Below are 16,007 nucleotides of genomic sequence, written 5' to 3'. Positions count from 1 at the left end.
GCCTTGGGCGCGGCGGCCGGAGGGGCCGATGGGGCCTGGGCGTGCGCGGCGGCGGTCAGGAGCAGGGCGGCGGCGAGGAGCGGTCGCATGTGCCCGTTCTACCCGAATCCCGGGAAGCCCGGCAGCGCGCCGGGGTCACCCCCCGGGTCGTTCGCGACATTTTCTTGACGGGATCGCCGGCTGTGGGAGTTTGCCCCTGCTACAGGCGTGTTGCGAACGGAGGTCGAAGTCACCATGGTTGCGGCGGTCGCGAGCTGGCAGACACTGGAGAACGTCACGGTGGAGTGCACCCACTGCGGCGTGATGATGACACTCCAGCCCGGAACCCGGGTGAAGTACTACCGGTGCGGTTCGTGCCACCGCTGGGTGTCCAGCACCTACAGCGAGGTCTTCCGCGCGGACGCGAAGATGCGCACGCACCCGGTGAAGGACACCGCGGACGCGGACGCGCGCTTCGTGGAGGTGAAGGACCGGCTGGACAAGTGGCTCTCCGCCGTCCAGGAGCAGTGCCCGTACCAAACGCTGGGCGTGTCGCCGTTGGATACGCCGGACGTGATTCGCGCGCGCTTCCACGCGCTGGCCCTGGAGCGGCACCCGGACCGGGGCGGCTCCGCGGAGCAGATGCGCGAGGTCAACGACGCCTACGAGCGCATCCTCAAGCACCGTCAGCGCAAGCGGCTGGAGGCCATGGCGTCCGGCACGTCCACGCGCGCCACGCCCGCGTCAGTCCTGCCCGCGCGCAGCAGGTAGAACCAGAAGAGGACTCCCAGCGACAGGCCCAGCCCCACCTTGGCCCAGGTGGGGAACAGGTGGCCCGGGGAGATGAAGCCCTCCACGAAGCCGATGCCGGCGAGGAAGGGCGCGCAGCCCACCACCAGCTTCACGGCTTCACGCCCGCGCGCCTGGAGCGCCTGCGCGCGAGGCAGCTCGCCGGGGTCGATGAGCGCCTGGCCCACCATCAGCCCCGCGCCGCCCGCGATGACGATGATGGACAGCTCCACGGGCCCGTGCGCGGCGATGAAGTCCAGGAAGCCCGCCGTCATGCCCTCGCGGAAGCACAGCGCCCCCACTGCCCCAATGAGCACGCCGTTGTTCACGAGCGTGAAGATGGGCCCGATGCCCAAGAGGATGCCGGACGCGAACGCGAACAGCGTGACGGTGAGGTTGTTGGTCGCGATGCCGGAGGCCACGGCGTTGGGCGGCGCCACGGACAACAAATCATCCGTCCACATGCGCCCCTGCGCCACGTAGCGCCGCACGCCCTCCGGCACCAGCAGCTCCGCGCCACGCGGCTCCAGCGTCACCACCAGCGCGCCCAACAGCAGCCCCAGCACCAGCAGGCCCGCGCTCACGCCCACGAAGCGCGCCTCGCGGCGCAGGGTGGCGGGGAAGTCCCGCCGGAAGAAGTCGCGCGTGGAGGCCCAGCGCTCGCGCGGCGGCTGGTAGATGGCGCCATACGCCTGCGCGCACAGCTGGTTGAGGAAGCGGTGCGCGTCCGTGCCCGGATAGAACGTCTGCGCCTGCGCCAGGTCCGCGGCAGCGCGGCGGTACAGCGTGTCCAGCGTGCGCAGCTCCGCCAGATTCAAGCGGCCCGCGCGCTGGCGCGTCAGCAGGGCCTGGAGCGCGTCCCAGTCCGGCCGGCGCCGCGTGACGAAGCCAGTCAGGGTCGCGGCCATGTCAGTGGACCGCCTTCGCGCGCGTGCGCAGGAAGGCCTCCGTGGCCTCCGGCGACTGGAGCACCCGCGTGCGCTCTTCGTCCGTCAGGGAGGCGCCCACGCGGTCCACCAGCCTCATGCCCAGCCGCCGCCGCACCTCCGGCTCCAGGCCGGGCGCGCGCGCGAGGAACGCCAGCACCAGCTCCACGTCCTCCGCGTCCAGGGGGCGCTGCACGCCCGCGTCCGTGGCCGGCGCGTCCACCGGGGGCGCCTGCGTGTACTTGTCCAGGTCGATGGCCTCCTCACGCACCAGCACGGTGCCGGCGAGCATGTCTCCCAACCGGCGGTGGCGTGAGTCCAGCAGCATGGTGATGCAACCCGTGGCGTAGAGCACCGGCAGGAAGTCCACCGCGCGACACAGGTTCCTCACCGCGCTCTCGAAGAAGCCCACCGGTGAGCCATCCTCGCGCACCACCCGGATGCGCAGCGCGCGCTTGCCGGGTGTCTGTCCATGGAAGAAGACCTCCGCCAGCGTCCAGTACAGCCATTGCGTGGCGAAGAGGCCCACCGCGAGCAGTGTCTGCGTGAGCCCCGACAGCGCCTGGAACGCCCCCAGCACGTCGGACACCAGCAGGGTGACGACGAAGTAGAGCGCCACCCAGAAGAAGAACAGCAGGCTCGCGTCCACCAGCCACGCAAGACAGCGGTAGCCGATGCCGGCCACGGGCAGGGACAGGGCCACCCGCTCGGGCGTGGCGACGTCGACATGGGGTGCGGGGGCGGAGGGAGTCATGCGCGCGGGACGCACAGCATACGCCCTTGCCATCCAGGACGCGCCATCTCCGTGCATGCGGGTGCCCGCGCTCGGGCATGGGACGAAACACCGAGTAAAACATCCGAATGTGGACGCGGAACGTATGTCCCTGGGCCGACAGCGATCACGACCTGACGGACGAGGCCCTGGATTTCCATGCGTTCCGTGCGCAATTGACAGTCCTGCGCGGGGCCGTTCGCAAGAGGCCCTGGATGATGTTAGGGTCTCGGTTGGCTGGATTTGCTTGAAACGAAAAAGGAGGTTCGGCCCGGACGGGCCAGTTCGGCAGTCGCAGGTGCAGTCCGCAGGGCAGCAGTGACAGGACCCCCGGATGGAGTTGAAGCGCGGTTCTCGCACGCTCAGCACAGGCGGAAGTTCCGCCGCGGTTCCACCGACTCCGGGGCAGGTTGAAGTCGACAGGTAGCATTGAAAGCAATTCGCCACGACGGCTGGGGGGCCATCGCATGGCAGCGAATCAATCGGCAGTTCGTATTTCGATTCTCGAAGGACCGTGGGCGGCCTGGCAGGGCCTGTCCGACGGGCTTCGGGGTGAGGGTCATTCCACTTCGGTGACGCGCGACGTGCGCGGCTTCCTGGACGGGCTCGGCACGGATCCACCTCAGGTGGCCATCCTCGACGTGGAGAGCGACGGCGAAGCCGCCATCGGATGCTCCGTGACGGAGGGGCTCAACCTCCTGCGCGAGGCCCGCAAGCGCCGGCTGGAAGTGCGCATGCTGCTCTTGTCCGCGGTGAGCACGCCGGAGGTCATCTCCCAATGCTTCGACGAAGGGGCCTCTGGGTACCTCTTCCGCGCGGGGCTGGGCGTGAACGCGGTGTCCTCCGCGGTGCAGTCACTGGTGCGGGGCGAGCGCCTCTTCCCGGTGCAACTGCTGCGCAACGACTTCGAGCATCCGCCGGTGACGTCACCCACGGCGAGCGTCCTCTTGCTGCTCACGCAGCGCGAGCGCGAGGTGCTGCAGTACGTGGCGGGCGGGGCGGACAACCTGAAGATCGCCGCGCACCTTCAAATCGCCGAGCGCACGGTGAAGTCACACGTCACGCAGCTCTACCGCAAGCTGGGCGCGGAGAACCGTACCCAGCTCGCCCTGCGCGCCTGCCACCTGGGCGTCAGGCCTCCGCCGGACCTCTAGCGGGGCCGGCCCACCCTCCCCGTTGAAGCGGGGAGGGCGCGGTGGGAAGCGCACGCGGTCTTCAGTTCTTGTTGCGGGCCGCGTCCTCTTCCATCTTCTTGCGGAGGCTCAGGGGACGCATGTCCGTCCAGACCTCCTTGATGTACTCCAGGCACTCGGCCTTCAGGCCCTGCTTGCCGGCGTCCTTCCAGCCCAGCGCGTTCTCACGGTCCGCGGGCCAGATGGAGTACTGCTCTTCGTGGTTGACGACGACCTTGTAAACCGTCGTGTCTTCGCGCTCGTCGCTCATGGGGGGTGACTCCTGGAAGCTGGGGACCCCCTTTCGTCGCACACCCGGGGAAAAGCGGTCAAGGTAGGCGGTTGCGACGAATCCCGGTCCTTCCTGGGAGGGCGGATCCGCGCCCGGCCGCCCGCCGGGGCTGCACCCGCGATGCGCGTCCGTGACACGCGCGGCGTGGGGCGCGGATACTCGGCCGCATGCGCATCTGGAAGAACGCCGTGTCGGGGCTCGTGCTCCTCGTGGGGAGCGTCTGGGCCTCGCTGGCCCTGGCCCTGACGGGCACGGGGACGGAGGGGCCGCACGTGGCCCGGAGCCTCGTGGCGGTGGCCCTGGTGGCCCTGGCGGTGGCGGCCTGGCGGTGGCGTTCGCGGCGCTGGGGCGTGGCGGTGATGCTGTTGGGCTGCCTGTCCGTGTACGGGTGGGTGCGGACGTTCCAGCCCTCCAACACGCGGGACTGGGCGCCGGACCTGGTGCGGGCGCCGTGGGCGGAGGTGGCCGGGACGCAGGTGACGCTGCATGACGTGCGCGACTTCCGCTACCGCAGCACCACGGACTGGGACCCCGCCTGGTACACGGCCACCTACGACACGGACGCGCTCACGGGCGCGTCGTTCATCGTGGAGCCCTTCTCCGGCTTCTATGGCGCCGCGCACACGATGGTGAGCTTCGGCTTCCAGGACGGCCGCCACGTGGTGTTCTCCGTGGAGGTGCGGCGCGAGCAGGGCGAGACGTTCTCCGCGCTGGGGGGCCTGTTCCGCCGTTTTGAAATCACCTACGTCGTGGGCGACGAGCGGGACCTGGTGCAGCTGCGCTCCAACTTCCGCCATGACGACGTGTATGTGTATCCGGTGAACGCTTCAAAGGAGCGCATCACCGCGTTCTTCATGGACATGGTGCAGCGGATGAACGGGCTGCACACGCAGCCGGAGTTCTACGACACGCTCAGCAGCAACTGCACCACCAACCTGGTGCACCACTTCGAGAAGGTGGCCACGAAGAACGTGCCGTATGACCACCGCACGCTGATGCCGGCGTTCTCGGATGCGCTCGCGTACGAGCTGGGCATCATCGACACGAACGCGCCGCTGGAGCAGGTCCGCCAGCGCTACCACATCAACGCGCGAGCGCTGGCCGCGCAGGGGCGGGACGACTTCTCCGCCCGCATCCGCGCGCCGCTGGAGACCGCCGCCGCGCCCGTGCCGTGATCAAGTACCTGTCGCGGCCAGGGGCTCCTCGGGTGTGAGGCCGCTCTTCAGGTGCTTGTCGTAGTGGGCCTCCAGCGCGGTGAAGTAGCCGCGCTCCTCCCACATCTCCTGGAGGAGCCGGTCGGTGAGCGACTTCACCTCCGCGTTCTCGGTCGCCGGGTCGGGCACGCGGGGGCCGCGCTTGGGGTCCAGGAAGACGCGCGTGGCCTCGGCCATCAGCAACCGGCTGCTCCGGAAGAGGCGGCGCAGGGCCTGGTTGAGGGGCCGGGCGTCCATCTCCGAGCAGGCGGCGACGATGGCGGCCTGCACCTTGCCGGGCGCGTCCCCCTGGAGCGAGGCCGCGTCCAGGTCGCCGCGCTCCAGCGCATGGTGCAGCAGGTAGCCGTGGTGCAGGCACACGCTCGTCTGGTCCACGCAGTCCTTCACCCAGAGGACGAAGAAGACCTTGCGGAACACCTTGCGCACGGGGAAGAGCGCCACGGCCTTGAGATAGGACAGCAGCCGTCCGCCCGGGCCGCGCGCTTCGTATGAGCCGGCGAGCACCGCCACGGCCTTGTCCGGCGCCTTCAGGCCCTTCTCCTTGAACTGGTCGCGCACGGACTGCTCGCGCACCTGGCGCAGGGCGTAGTCGTCCAGGAAGGGCACGGGGATGAGCGGGGTGAGCCCGGCCGCCACGGCATGGAAGGCCACGCGGGCGAGCGAGGGCGGCACGGCGTTCGGCGGACGGGCGTTGGTGGTTTCAGCCATGGCGTGATTCATAACCGCTTCCGCCCCGGCTGCCTTCCGCCGGTAGAGTGGGAGTGTCATGAACCCGGCGCGAGGCGCGGGGCAGGGAAAGGCGTTGCACCGCATGAAGGCGAAGGCGAAGCAGGAGCTCCCCGTCGTGCCCTTCGCGTCGGAGAAGGCGTGGGAGAAGTGGCTGGAGAAGAACCACGTCGACTCGCCGGGTGTCTGGGTGAAGCTCGCCAAGTTCGAGTCCGGCATCCCGTCCGTGACGTATGCGCAGGCGCTGGAGGTGGCGCTCTGCTACGGCTGGATCGACGGGCAGAAGGGCGCGTTCGACTCGGAGTACTGGCTCCAGCGCTTCACGCCGCGCAAGCCGCGCAGCAAGTGGTCGAAGATCAACTGCGGCAAGGTGGAGGCCCTGGTCGCCTCCGGACGCATGAAGCCCGCGGGCCTGCGTGAGGCGGAGGCCGCGCGCGCGGATGGCCGCTGGGAGGCGGCGTACGCGGGGCAGAGGACCATGGAGGTGCCGGAGGACCTGAAGCTCGCGCTGGAGAAGACCCCGAAGGCGAAGGCGGCCTTCGCCGCGCTCAAGGGCGCCAACCGCTACGCCATCCTCTTCCGGCTCCACGACGCGAAGAAGCCGGAGACGCGCGCGCGGCGGTTGGAGAAGTTCGTCGCGATGCTGGAGGCCGGGGAGCTGATCCATGGCTGAGCAGGTCGCGACGGCCTGCTACGGCAGGAGCGCGCTGCCCGTGATGAGGAGCGCGCGGACCTGGAGGGCGCCGCGCGGCGGTCTTCCCCGGCAACCTGCATCAGTACGACAAGCGCCTCTCCGCGTTCGGCTTGGATACGGACCGGAAGCGCCTGGGCCGGCTGTTCTTCCAGCCCGTGCTGATGGCCTGGGCCCTGTGGTCCACCGGTGCCTGGAAGGCGTTGCGGTAGAGCCCAGGGCTTCAGGATGTCTGGGATTGCGCGGGGCGGCGGACTACTTCGTTTCGCCCATGACTTCGATCGTGTGCTTGAGCCGCTCCAGACCCAGGCGCACCAGGGCGCCGCGCAGGTCGGGCTGGCCCAGGAAGGCCTTCTTGAACACGTCGCGCTCCAGCTTGAGCAGTGTGCAGGGCGTCACGGTGCGCACGGTGGCGGTGGCCAGCCGGCTGCGCAGCAGGGAGATCTCCCCGAACAGGGCGCCTTCCTCCAGCTTGGGATAGGCGGAGTGGCGGCCGTCGCTGTGCGTATGGAAGACCTCGCACTGGCCCCGGATGAGGACGTAGAGCGCGTCACCCGGCTGGCCGCGGGTGAGCAGCGTCTCTCCGGCGGGGACGGTGCAGGGGACGAAGGCATCTCCCAGCTCATGTTGCACTTCCGGGGGCAGGGCGGCGATGAGCGGGTTGCTGCGCAGCGCGTCCGCGAGCAGGCGCTCCCGGGCGGTGACCTGCATCTGTTCCCCCTTCACGCCGTAGTCCTTGCCCAGCTCCCGGACGCCGGCCTGGGTGAGCTCCAGCAGCACGGCGTCCTCCACCGTCACGATGGTGGCGGTGCGCTGCGTGCCGGTGAGCAGCGCCAGCTCTCCGAAGAACTCGCCAGCCCCCAGGCGGCCCACCTCCGTGTTGCCGCCGTGGTCGCCGCCGCGAAGCACCGCGACGCGGCCCTCCAGCACCACGAACATCGAGTGTCCCGGGTCGCCCTCGCGCACCACCACCTGTCCCGCGGGCAGGTAGCGTGTGCAGACCGGCTGCTGCTCGGAGGCACCTTCCGCCTCCGCCGGGGCGCCGGTCGCCGCCGAGGGCGCGGCGGGAGTCGCGGGCGTCTGTCCGGCGGTGGCCGGGGCGGACGGGTGGGCGGACAGCAGGGCCTGCAGGCGCGCGAACAGGGACATGGTGCGCAAATGCTACCGACCCGCTCGGGCGGAAACTGTGAAGCGCTTCACAGGCGGCGTGGAGGCGGCCTGAAAGACAGCCAGGCAGCCAGGAGGCGTCCTTGAGTAGGGATTGACGGGTGTTCGCCACGTCTGTGTTCATCCCACCTGACGCGGCGGGACGGGCGCCGGGGATGGCGTGGGCGGACCGGGACACCCTACAGTCCCGGGCCCATGGGAGACACGCTGGACGTCGTGGTGGACCTGGGGGATGTGGGAGAGACGGCCGCGGACGCCGTACTGCTGAAGTACGCGCAGGGCTTCCACGGGGCGGACGGCGCGGTGGCGCGCCGGCTGGAGGGGGCGGGTGTGGGCATGGACGCCTTCGACCTGCTCCCCGGAGACCACCGCTTCATCGAGTCGCGCCGGAGCCTGGGCGCCCCGTGGGTGCTCTTCCTGGGCACGGTGCGGTTGCGGCAGTTCGGCTATCACGAGATCCGCCAGTTCTCCGTGCGCGCGCTCCAACTGCTGGAGCCCCGGCACGAGGTGCGTCACCTCGCGTGCACGGTGCACGGCCCCAACTACGGTCTGGACGAGGATGAGGCCGTGCTGGCCCTGGTGGGCGGCTTCGTGGACGCGTTCCAGCGGGGCAGTGGCCCCCGCGACCTGGAGCGCATCACGGTGGTGGAGCTGAACCCCAAGCGGGTGGAGCGGCTGCGCAAGGCGTTGGCGCTGGGGCTGGGGCTCACGCCGGGCGTGGAGCCGCTGATGGGGGCCACGGGGTTTCGCGTGCGGCGGACGTCGCGCTTCGTCCAGGCGCCGCCCATGGCCTCCGCGGGCGCGAACTCCCACGAGAAGCCCCACGCCTTCGTGGCGATGCCCTTCGCGCAGGAGCTGGAGGACACCTACCACTACGGCATCCTGAACCCCGTGAAGGCGGCGGGGCTCTTGTGCGAGCGGGTGGACCAGGCCGTCTTCGACGGTCCCATCATCCAGCGCATCCGGGACCGCATCGACACCGCGAAGGTCGTCATCGCGGACCTGTCATTGGCGAACCCCAATGTCTATCTGGAGGTGGGCTATGCCTGGGGACGAGGCAAGCCCACCCTGCTGCTGGTGCGCGACGTGAAGGAATTGCGCTTCGACGTGTCCAGCTACCGGTGTCTCGTGTACCGGAACATCCGGCACCTGGAGGAGCTGCTGACCCAGGAGTTGAAGCGCATCGGCTGAGATGGGCGAGGGGTCAGTAGGGGGCGCAGAGGATGCCCTCGCAGTTACCGGCGCCGTTGTTCCGCGCGACGTTGCCGCCCCCGTCGAAGGCGGTGGGCGCGTGGATGCCCCAGCCCGTGTTGCCCAGGGCTACATTGCCAATCACCGTAGGCGTGCTGGGCGGCAGGACGCGGAGGCCGTCACCGTCGTTTCGTAGGAACCGGTTGGCACGGACGATGCCGGTCTGTGGGCTGCCGAAGATGGTATAGTCTCCCAGCGTCAGTCCGCCCGCATTGTCCCAGAAGGTGTTGCCCTGGACGTAGACCTGCGATGAGGCGGCTGTAAGCCCATTGTCATTGCCCACGATCCAGTTGTTGATCATATCGAGCTGGATCACATTCCAGACGGGCGTCGCCGTGGGGGCGAACGACGCGTTGTCCGCGATGAGCGTGTCCTCGAAACGGAGCCTTTCGCAGGTATCGCGGCCCCCCATGAACGCAGTCGAGGTGGCCACTGCCTCGTTCCGCGCGAAGGTGCTCGACCGGACGCGGACACTGGCTGCGAAGCAGTAGATGCCGATCTCGTTCCCCGTGAAGGTCGAATCGAGGACGTCGGCATCATGGGTATCCAGGTAGATGCCGAGGCGGTTGTTCTCGAAGTGGCTCGACCTCACGTCGAACGTACCTTCAGCCGCGTCGATCTCGCTTGCGAACCCGGCGCCATTGCCGATGAAGCGCGAATTCGTAACGAGGAAGTAGGTGTTATCGGACCTGTTGTTGATGGCGGCGCCGTTGTCGGCGAACATGAGCTCGTGCAGCCGCAGGGAGTTGACTCCGTCGGCCTGAACGCCACTTGCGAATCCGCGAATCGTGCCGTTGCGCACCATCACCATGCTGTTGCCGGTGACCACGATGCCCAGGGTGTCTTGCTGGACCGGACTCGATCGGCGCACGGTATGTCCGCCCAGGTCGAGGACGATGCCCGCGCCTTCGATGTGGAGCGCGGGCTCGTCCGTGCCTGGGCAGGAGAGGTCGTGCGTGAGCCGGGTGCTCTGGGTGATGACGTCGCCACAGTGGACCTCGCATCCGACAGGCGTTGCCTGCTGGAACCGGGCGTCGAGCGACTCCCTGTCCGCCGCTAATGCCGCAGGTGCTCCCAGGACAAGTGCAGCGATGGCCGCCGCGACGGAAAAGCCCTTTGCCTGATGCATGCCGCCTCCCAGCCGGAAGTCCTTCCGGCGACCGGCGAAATGCTAGACACGACACCGTCAGCGGCATCCCCACAGTCAGGGGCATCCGAGCAGCTAGAAGCTGACGGCCTGGATGCACAATGGGGCGGGACAAGCAGGCGCTAGGGTCAGTAGGGGGCGCAGGTGACGCCCTCGCAATTACCCGCGCCGTTGTCCCGCGCGACGTTGCCGCCGCCGTCATGGGCGGTGGGCGCGTGGATGCCCCAGCCCGTGTTCCCCAGGGCCACGTTGCCAATCACCGTAGGCGTGCTGGCCGGGAGGACGCGGAGGCCGTCACCGTCGTTGTGCAGGAACCGGTTGGCACGGACGATGCCGGTCTGTGGGAGGCTGACAATGGGAGTGTCTTCCAAAGCAAATCCGCCCGCATTGTCCCAGAAGGTGTTGCCCTGGATGTAGACCCGAGATGAGCCGGCTGTAAGCCCATTGTCATTGCCTACGAGCCAGTTGTTGATCATGTCGAGTTGGATCACATTCCAGATGGGTATCTCCGTGGGGGCGAACGACGCGTTGTCCGCGATGAGCGTGTCCTCGACACGGAACACATTGCAGATGTCGCGGCCCCCGATGGGCACGGTCGTGGTGGCGACGGCCTCGTTCCGCGCGAAGGTGCTTGACCGGACACGGACATTGCCGGCGAAGCAGTAGATGCCGATCTCGTTCCCCATGAAGGTCGAATCGAGGACGTCGGCATCATGGGTATCCAGGAAGATACCGAGACGGTTGTTCTCGAAGTGGCTCGACCTCACGTCGAACGTACCGATGGACGCGTCGATCTCGCTTCCGAGCCCGACGTCATTGCCGATGAAACGCGAATTCGTAACGAGGAAGTAGGTGGTGGAGAAGTAGTTGTAGATGGCAATGCGGTTGTCGGCGAACGTGAGCTCGTGCAGCCGCAGGTAGTCGACTCCTTCGGTCTGGACGCCTCTTGCGAATCCGCGAATCGTGCCATTGCGCACCATGCTGGTGCCGGTGACCACGATGCCCAGGGTGTCTTGCTGGTCCGGACTCGAGCGGCGCACGGTGTGGCCACCCAGATCGAGGACGACGCCGTCACCTTCGATGCGGAGCGCGGGCTCGTCCGTGCCCGGGCAGGAGAGGTCATGCGTGAGCTTCGTGTGCTGGGTGATGACGTCGCCACAGTGGACCTCGCATCCGACAGGCTTCGCTTGCTGGAACCGGGCGTCGAGCGCCTCCCTGTCCGCGGCGAGCACCGGGAGCGTTCCCAGGGACAGTCCCGCGATGGCCATTGTGACGACGAAGCCCTCTGCCTTGTGCATTCCGCCTCCCGGCCGGAAGTCCTTCCGGCGACCGGCGAAATGCTAGACACTGCACCGTCAACGGCATCCCGACTGCTAGTGGCAGCGCGCAGACCAGTGGATGACATCCAGGCGGCACGCTGGGGCGGTACGGACTGTCACCAGCCGCGCGCCGCGACCTCCCACGTGGCCACGTGCGTGTCACCCCGAACGACGTGCAGCCGGGGATGCTGCGGGACGGAAACACAGACATGGTTGGGCACCACGCGCACCCGCTCGCCGATGAGCGGTCGCCACGTCGTGCCGGACACGTCCAGCAGGCCATGCTCCTCTGACAGGTTCTTCACCACGACCTCCGGCCGGTCCAGCAGGACGCCGTAGCCCGGCGCCAGCCCTTCCTCCTTCACCAGCGCCTTGGCTCCCGCGTCGATGACCACCTGGCCCGGCACGGCCGTGCTCACCACCGTGGCCAGGACCGAATAGGCACACTCCGTCCAATCGCAGGCGCCAATGACGGCGGCGTTGCGGTCGTTGAGCACGTTGAGGCCGGGACGGATCTCCGTGAGGCCCTTCACGGTATGGGATTGCCAGAGCGTCGGCGTGGATCCTCCGCTGACCACCTCCGGCGGCAGACCCGCGCCCTTCAGTGCGTCCACGAACGTCGCGACCGCATTGGACTGTGCCTGCATCACGGCGTGCAGCTCCGCCTGGGGGACGCGGATGTGACCGGCGTAGAAGGTCAGCCCGCGAAACACCACGCCGGACGTGGACTCCGCCGCGCGCGCCAGGGGCACGGCCTCATCCGGCGAGCGCAACCCCACGCGGCGCATGCCCAGGTCCACCTCCACGAGCACGCCCACGGTGCGTCCCGCGTCCCGCGCCGCGCGCGCCAGCCCCTCCAGCACCTCATGGGAGTCGAGCGCCACGGTGAGCCGCACGCGCGAGGGCAGGGCCATCAGCCGCGCCAGCTTGCGCGCACCCACCGGCGGATACGCGAGCAGCACGTCGTCGGACACGGACGCCATGACCTCGGCTTCCAGGACGGTGGCCACCGTGACGCCAGAGGCGCCCGCCGCCACCTGCATCGCGCCCAGCTCCGCCGTCTTGTGTGTCTTCGTGTGGGGGCGCCAGCGCAGGCCGTGCTCGCGGGCATAGGCCGCGACGCGCTGGAGGTTCCGCTCCACGCGGTCCAGGTCCACGAGCGGAGCGGGCGTGTCGAGGGAGTCGAGGAAGGTCGAGGACATGCGGCGCATGCTGGCACCGCGCTCCTCGACCCGTCACCCGAATCCCCGGCCTTGCGTTCGCGGGACTACGCCGCCGGCTCGAAGCTCACCGTGGGCCGCTGCCAGCTCCAGCCGCCGCCCTTCAACGCCTCCGTCGCCTGCGCATCCAGCACGCGCAGCGCCGCGAGCACGTCCGCGGGCGGACGGGGGGCTCCGGCAGCGCTCTCCACCTCGAAGCGCGGGGGAATGGCCGCGGCATCCTGACCGCCCATCACCACGCGGATGCGGCAGTTCTGCGGGGACAGCTCCGTCTCCCCGGACCAGGACACGTCCTGGACGATGAGGTCCACCGCGCCCAGCACCTTCTGCCCACGCAGCTTCTCCACCACCGCGTCCAGCGAACCCTTCGCGCGTGCGTTCCGCTTCTTTCCAAGACGGGTGAGCGTCCACCAGGCCAGGCCGCCCGCGACGATGGGCGAAAGGATGAAGTAGGGGATGAGCGGGCTCATGGGGCGGCAGGCTGCCACGAAATCCAGAAGAAGAAACGCCCGTCTTCCGAGCCGCAAGGACTCGGAGGACGGGCGCAGGGATGAGCCCGGCTACTGCGGCGCGGGCGCGGCGACCTTCTTCGTCGCGTTGGGCTTGTACGTCATGCCCAGCTCGTTGAAGACGAAGGAGTAGACGTCCACCTCCTCCTCGATGCGCGCGGACAGCGGCGTGCCCATGCCGTGGCCCGTCTCCGCGTTGGCGCGCAGCAGGATGGGCTTGGGGGAGCCCGTGGCCGCCTGCATCCGGGCCACCATCTTGCGCGAGTGGAACGGATCCACGCGCGGGTCATTGGCCCCGGAAGTGAAGAGCACCGACGGGTACTTCGTCCCGTCCTTCACGCGGTGCACCGGCGAATAGCCATACAGCGCCTTGAACTGCTCCGGGTCCTTCACCGAGCCATACTCCGTGACATTGAACTGGCCGTTGGGCGTCAGCTCCGTGCGCAGCATGTCGTAGATGCCCACGCGCGCCACCACCGCGCCGTACTGCTCCGGGTGCTGCGTCAGCGCCGCGCCCATCAGCAGGCCGCCGTTGCTGCCGCCCTGGATGGCCAGCTTCTTGGGCTGCGTGTACTTCTGGTCCACCAGCAGCTTCGCGCACGCGTAGAAGTCGTCGAACACGTTCTGCTTGTTCGTCAGCGAGCCGGCCTTGTGCCACTCCTCGCCGAACTCCGAGCCGCCGCGCAGGTTCGCCACCGCGAACACGCCGCCCTGCTCCAGCCACATGCCCGTCAGCGGGCTGTAGCCCGGGTTGATGGACACGTTGAAGCCGCCGTAGCCGGTGAGCCACGTGGGGTTGTTCCCGTTCAGCTTCGTGCCCTTCTTCTTCAGGATGGAGAGCGGCACCTTCGTGCCGTCCTTGGACGTGGCCTCCGTGCGCACCACCTCCACGTCGCTCATGTCGATGGGCGCCGTGCGCGCCAGCGCCGTCTTCGTCACCTTGCCGTCCGCCGCCGTGAAGCGGAACCACGCGGCCGGCTGGGTGAAGCTGCCGTTGACGAAGAGCACGTCATCCGCGCCCTGGCGCACCAGGCCGCCCACGAACGACACCGGCAGCGTGGGCACCAGCCCCAGCGCCTTGCCCGTCAGGTCCACCATGCGCAGCTGCGAGGGGCCCCCCAGCTGCTCCAGCAGGTACAGGCGGCCCTTCGTGGGCACCACGGCCTGCACCGTCGCCTCGCCCTCGGGGACGATGACGGTCGCCTTGTCCAGCGTGGGCGTGGCCAGCGGCAGGCGCAGCACCTTGCCCTTCGACGCGTCCTTGCGGCTGAGCAGGTACGCCGCGCCGTCGCTGCCGAAGCGCGCCGACACCACCTTGTCCGCGTACTTCGCCACCTGCGTCCACGTGCCCTTGGGGCCGTGCAGGTACAGGTCGAACTCGCCGCCGTCGCCGTTGGCCACGCGCGCGAAGGTGTACTGGCCGTCGTCGCTGGACTCCAGGTCCGTCATCGCGATGCGCGGGAAGTCCTTGCCCAGCGCGTACGTGTCCTTCTCCGTGGGCGTGCCCAGCGTGTGGAAGTACACCTGCTGGTACACCTCGCGGTCCACGGGCGGGCGCTCCTCGCCGCGCGGGTAGCGCGTGTAGAAGAAGCCCGTGCCCTTCGCGTTCCACGCGAGGCTGCCGCCCGCCGTGCCGCCGTTGACGCGCGGAACCAGCTCGTTGGCCATCGCCTTCGCCGTGGTCACGTCCCACACGGACACGTCACCGCTCTCCGTGCCGCCCTTGGACATGGAGACGGCGACCTTCTTGCCGTCGTGCGACAGCTGGAACCAGTCGATGGTCGTCTTGCCGGACGTGTCCACCTGCGTGGGGTCCACCAGCACGCGCTCCTTCGACGTGTCGTCCAGCGAGCCCACCACGATGAGCGTGGGCTGCTGCTTGGGCGGCTGGAACTTCAGCCCCAGCAGCGTGCCGCCCTGTTCGTCCAGGGCGCCGTAGGAGGGCGACTTCCAGGACAGGAGCTCCGTGATGCGCTGGCGCAGGGGCTCGCGGCCCGGCAGCTTGTCCAGGTACGTGCGCGTGTACGCGTTCTGCGAGTCGGTCCACTGCTGCACCTTCGGATCCGTCGCGGACTCCATCCACTGGTACGGGTCCGCCACGGCGGTGCCGTGGTAGGTGGTCTCCACGGGCTGCTTCTCCGCGGCGGCGGGCTTCGCGGGCGCCTTCCCCGCGGCTGTGGACACGAGCGGCAACAGCAGCGCGGCGGTCGTCACTGCGATTCTGGACTTCATGGTGCACCTCGCATGCGGGTGTTTCCCTGCGGGACGCTCATCGCAGGGGCAGCTCCACCAGGGCGGTGGAGAAGGTGTCGAAGGTCTCGTTGGCGTTGGGCTTCGTGCCCTCGTCCATGTTGCCGAGCATCAGCGCGAAGACGACGCGCGGGTGCTCCGTGTCGTTCGGCCGCTCCGCCACGCCCACGAAGCACTTCTGGCCCGTGAGCGTGCCCGTCTTCGCGCGGATGCGGCCGGAGGTGGACGGCTTCGTCTTGCGGCCCGCCAGCGTCCCGTCCACGCCCAGCACCGGCAGGCTGTCCACCAGCGCGGCGCCATACGGCTCCTGGAGGCTGGTGAGCAGCACCCTCGCCATGCCGCGGGGCGACGCCAGGTTGTAGCGGGACAGGCCGCTGCCATCCACGGGACGCAGGTCCTTGGTGGGCACGCCCCGGCGCGCCAGCTCCGCCACCAGGGCCGTGCGCAGCGCGGTGTAGCCCTCCTGGCCGGTGCGCTCGCGAGCGAAGCGCATGCCCAGCCGCTCCGCGTACAGGTTGAGGCTCTCCTTGTTCGTCACGCGCACCAGCTCCGACAGGGGCGGGCTGGCCAGCTCCACCAGCGG

General features: G+C 69.0%; 16 protein-coding genes. 5 read left to right on the top strand and 11 right to left on the bottom strand.

Annotated features, from left to right (window positions below):
- Positions 1–234: 234 nt before the first annotated feature.
- Positions 235–750, top strand: coding sequence for a J domain-containing protein (locus D7Y21_RS34005; RefSeq protein ID WP_120568102.1), 516 nt, complete (start codon positions 235–237; stop codon positions 748–750).
- Here D7Y21_RS34005 and D7Y21_RS34000 read toward each other — a convergent pair.
- Entirely contained in the window at positions 666–1,676 is a 1,011-nt protein-coding gene (locus D7Y21_RS34000) for a stage II sporulation protein M (protein WP_121717891.1), read from the bottom strand. The genes D7Y21_RS34005 and D7Y21_RS34000 overlap by 85 nt on opposite strands.
- Position 1,677: 1 nt before the next feature.
- Positions 1,678–2,448, bottom strand: coding sequence for an RDD family protein (locus D7Y21_RS33995; protein WP_199724683.1), 771 nt, complete (start codon positions 2,446–2,448; stop codon positions 1,678–1,680).
- A 485-nt stretch (positions 2,449–2,933) separates the two neighbouring features.
- Here D7Y21_RS33995 and fruA point away from each other — a divergent pair, with 485 nt between their 5' ends.
- Positions 2,934–3,620, top strand: coding sequence for a response regulator transcription factor FruA (gene fruA, locus D7Y21_RS33990; protein ID WP_043321786.1), 687 nt, complete (start codon positions 2,934–2,936; stop codon positions 3,618–3,620).
- A 61-nt stretch (positions 3,621–3,681) separates the two neighbouring features.
- On the opposite strand, the gene D7Y21_RS33985 is transcribed toward fruA, so the two are convergent.
- Complete coding sequence (locus tag D7Y21_RS33985; protein WP_014397734.1) at positions 3,682–3,909, bottom strand: MbtH family protein; 228 nt, start codon at positions 3,907–3,909, stop codon at positions 3,682–3,684.
- A gap of 188 nt (positions 3,910–4,097) precedes the next feature.
- On the opposite strand from D7Y21_RS33985, the gene D7Y21_RS33980 reads away from it, so the two are divergent.
- Positions 4,098–5,105 (top strand): DUF4105 domain-containing protein, encoded by a 1,008-nt coding sequence (locus D7Y21_RS33980; RefSeq protein ID WP_121717890.1) that lies wholly within the window; start codon positions 4,098–4,100, stop codon positions 5,103–5,105.
- Here D7Y21_RS33980 and D7Y21_RS33975 read toward each other — a convergent pair whose 3' ends face one another.
- On the bottom strand, positions 5,106–5,852 hold the full coding sequence (locus tag D7Y21_RS33975; protein ID WP_233612385.1) for a hypothetical protein: 747 nt from the start codon (positions 5,850–5,852) through the stop codon (positions 5,106–5,108). It lies immediately after the preceding gene.
- Between the two features lie 58 nt (positions 5,853–5,910).
- On the opposite strand from D7Y21_RS33975, the gene D7Y21_RS33970 reads away from it, so the two are divergent.
- A complete protein-coding gene (locus D7Y21_RS33970) occupies positions 5,911–6,543 on the top strand; it encodes a YdeI family protein (RefSeq protein ID WP_233612384.1) in 633 nt (210 codons plus the stop codon).
- Positions 6,544–6,816: 273 nt separating this feature from the next.
- On the opposite strand, the gene D7Y21_RS33965 is transcribed toward D7Y21_RS33970, so the two are convergent.
- The gene (locus D7Y21_RS33965; RefSeq protein ID WP_120568137.1) at positions 6,817–7,710 is read right to left on the bottom strand and encodes a cyclic nucleotide-binding domain-containing protein; all 894 of its coding nucleotides are present in this window, start codon (positions 7,708–7,710) and stop codon (positions 6,817–6,819) included.
- A gap of 213 nt (positions 7,711–7,923) precedes the next feature.
- Here D7Y21_RS33965 and D7Y21_RS33960 point away from each other — a divergent pair, with 213 nt between their 5' ends.
- Positions 7,924–8,919, top strand: a complete 996-nt coding sequence (locus D7Y21_RS33960) for a hypothetical protein (RefSeq protein ID WP_121717888.1) — start codon at positions 7,924–7,926, stop codon at positions 8,917–8,919.
- A gap of 13 nt (positions 8,920–8,932) precedes the next feature.
- Here D7Y21_RS33960 and D7Y21_RS33955 read toward each other — a convergent pair whose 3' ends face one another.
- From D7Y21_RS33955 to D7Y21_RS33930, 6 genes are all read right to left on the bottom strand, one after another.
- Complete coding sequence (locus tag D7Y21_RS33955) at positions 8,933–10,108, bottom strand: right-handed parallel beta-helix repeat-containing protein (protein WP_121717887.1); 1,176 nt, start codon at positions 10,106–10,108, stop codon at positions 8,933–8,935.
- Between the two features lie 146 nt (positions 10,109–10,254).
- Complete coding sequence (locus D7Y21_RS33950; protein ID WP_121717886.1) at positions 10,255–11,424, bottom strand: right-handed parallel beta-helix repeat-containing protein; 1,170 nt, start codon at positions 11,422–11,424, stop codon at positions 10,255–10,257.
- 137 nt (positions 11,425–11,561) lie between these two features.
- Complete coding sequence (locus D7Y21_RS33945) at positions 11,562–12,647, bottom strand: D-TA family PLP-dependent enzyme (protein ID WP_121717892.1); 1,086 nt, start codon at positions 12,645–12,647, stop codon at positions 11,562–11,564.
- A gap of 65 nt (positions 12,648–12,712) precedes the next feature.
- Positions 12,713–13,135 carry a hypothetical protein gene (locus D7Y21_RS33940; RefSeq protein ID WP_120568095.1) on the bottom strand — a complete coding sequence of 141 codons (423 nt, stop codon included), beginning with the start codon at positions 13,133–13,135 and terminating at the stop codon, positions 12,713–12,715.
- A gap of 90 nt (positions 13,136–13,225) precedes the next feature.
- Positions 13,226–15,406, bottom strand: coding sequence for a prolyl oligopeptidase family protein (locus D7Y21_RS33935; RefSeq protein WP_121717885.1), 2,181 nt, complete (start codon positions 15,404–15,406; stop codon positions 13,226–13,228).
- Between the two features lie 37 nt (positions 15,407–15,443).
- The coding region (locus D7Y21_RS33930; RefSeq protein WP_199735546.1) for a D-alanyl-D-alanine carboxypeptidase at positions 15,444–16,007 on the bottom strand (564 nt) is incomplete at its 5' end.

Origin of the sequence: Corallococcus sp. AB045 (genome assembly GCF_003668895.1) — a bacterium.
In the GTDB taxonomy this organism is placed as follows: domain Bacteria; phylum Myxococcota; class Myxococcia; order Myxococcales; family Myxococcaceae; genus Corallococcus; species Corallococcus coralloides.
Note: the sequence above shows the minus strand (reverse complement) of the source record. Positions and strands in the feature narration are given on the sequence as shown.

Coding starts and splice junctions, on each gene's coding strand:
- D7Y21_RS33955 (WP_121717887.1), bottom strand. CDS start 10,108: ATGCATCAGGCAAAGGGCTTTTCCGTCGCGGCGGCCATCGCTGCACTT.
- D7Y21_RS34000 (WP_121717891.1), bottom strand. CDS start 1,676: ATGGCCGCGACCCTGACTGGCTTCGTCACGCGGCGCCGGCCGGACTGG.
- D7Y21_RS33995 (WP_199724683.1), bottom strand. CDS start 2,448: ATGACTCCCTCCGCCCCCGCACCCCATGTCGACGTCGCCACGCCCGAG.
- D7Y21_RS33960 (WP_121717888.1), top strand. CDS start 7,924: ATGGGAGACACGCTGGACGTCGTGGTGGACCTGGGGGATGTGGGAGAG.
- D7Y21_RS33940 (WP_120568095.1), bottom strand. CDS start 13,135: ATGAGCCCGCTCATCCCCTACTTCATCCTTTCGCCCATCGTCGCGGGC.
- D7Y21_RS33980 (WP_121717890.1), top strand. CDS start 4,098: ATGCGCATCTGGAAGAACGCCGTGTCGGGGCTCGTGCTCCTCGTGGGG.
- D7Y21_RS33975 (WP_233612385.1), bottom strand. CDS start 5,852: ATGGCTGAAACCACCAACGCCCGTCCGCCGAACGCCGTGCCGCCCTCG.
- D7Y21_RS33945 (WP_121717892.1), bottom strand. CDS start 12,647: ATGTCCTCGACCTTCCTCGACTCCCTCGACACGCCCGCTCCGCTCGTG.
- D7Y21_RS33985 (WP_014397734.1), bottom strand. CDS start 3,909: ATGAGCGACGAGCGCGAAGACACGACGGTTTACAAGGTCGTCGTCAAC.
- D7Y21_RS33970 (WP_233612384.1), top strand. CDS start 5,911: ATGAACCCGGCGCGAGGCGCGGGGCAGGGAAAGGCGTTGCACCGCATG.
- D7Y21_RS33965 (WP_120568137.1), bottom strand. CDS start 7,710: ATGTCCCTGTTCGCGCGCCTGCAGGCCCTGCTGTCCGCCCACCCGTCC.
- D7Y21_RS34005 (WP_120568102.1), top strand. CDS start 235: ATGGTTGCGGCGGTCGCGAGCTGGCAGACACTGGAGAACGTCACGGTG.
- fruA (WP_043321786.1), top strand. CDS start 2,934: ATGGCAGCGAATCAATCGGCAGTTCGTATTTCGATTCTCGAAGGACCG.
- D7Y21_RS33935 (WP_121717885.1), bottom strand. CDS start 15,406: ATGAAGTCCAGAATCGCAGTGACGACCGCCGCGCTGCTGTTGCCGCTC.
- D7Y21_RS33950 (WP_121717886.1), bottom strand. CDS start 11,424: ATGCACAAGGCAGAGGGCTTCGTCGTCACAATGGCCATCGCGGGACTG.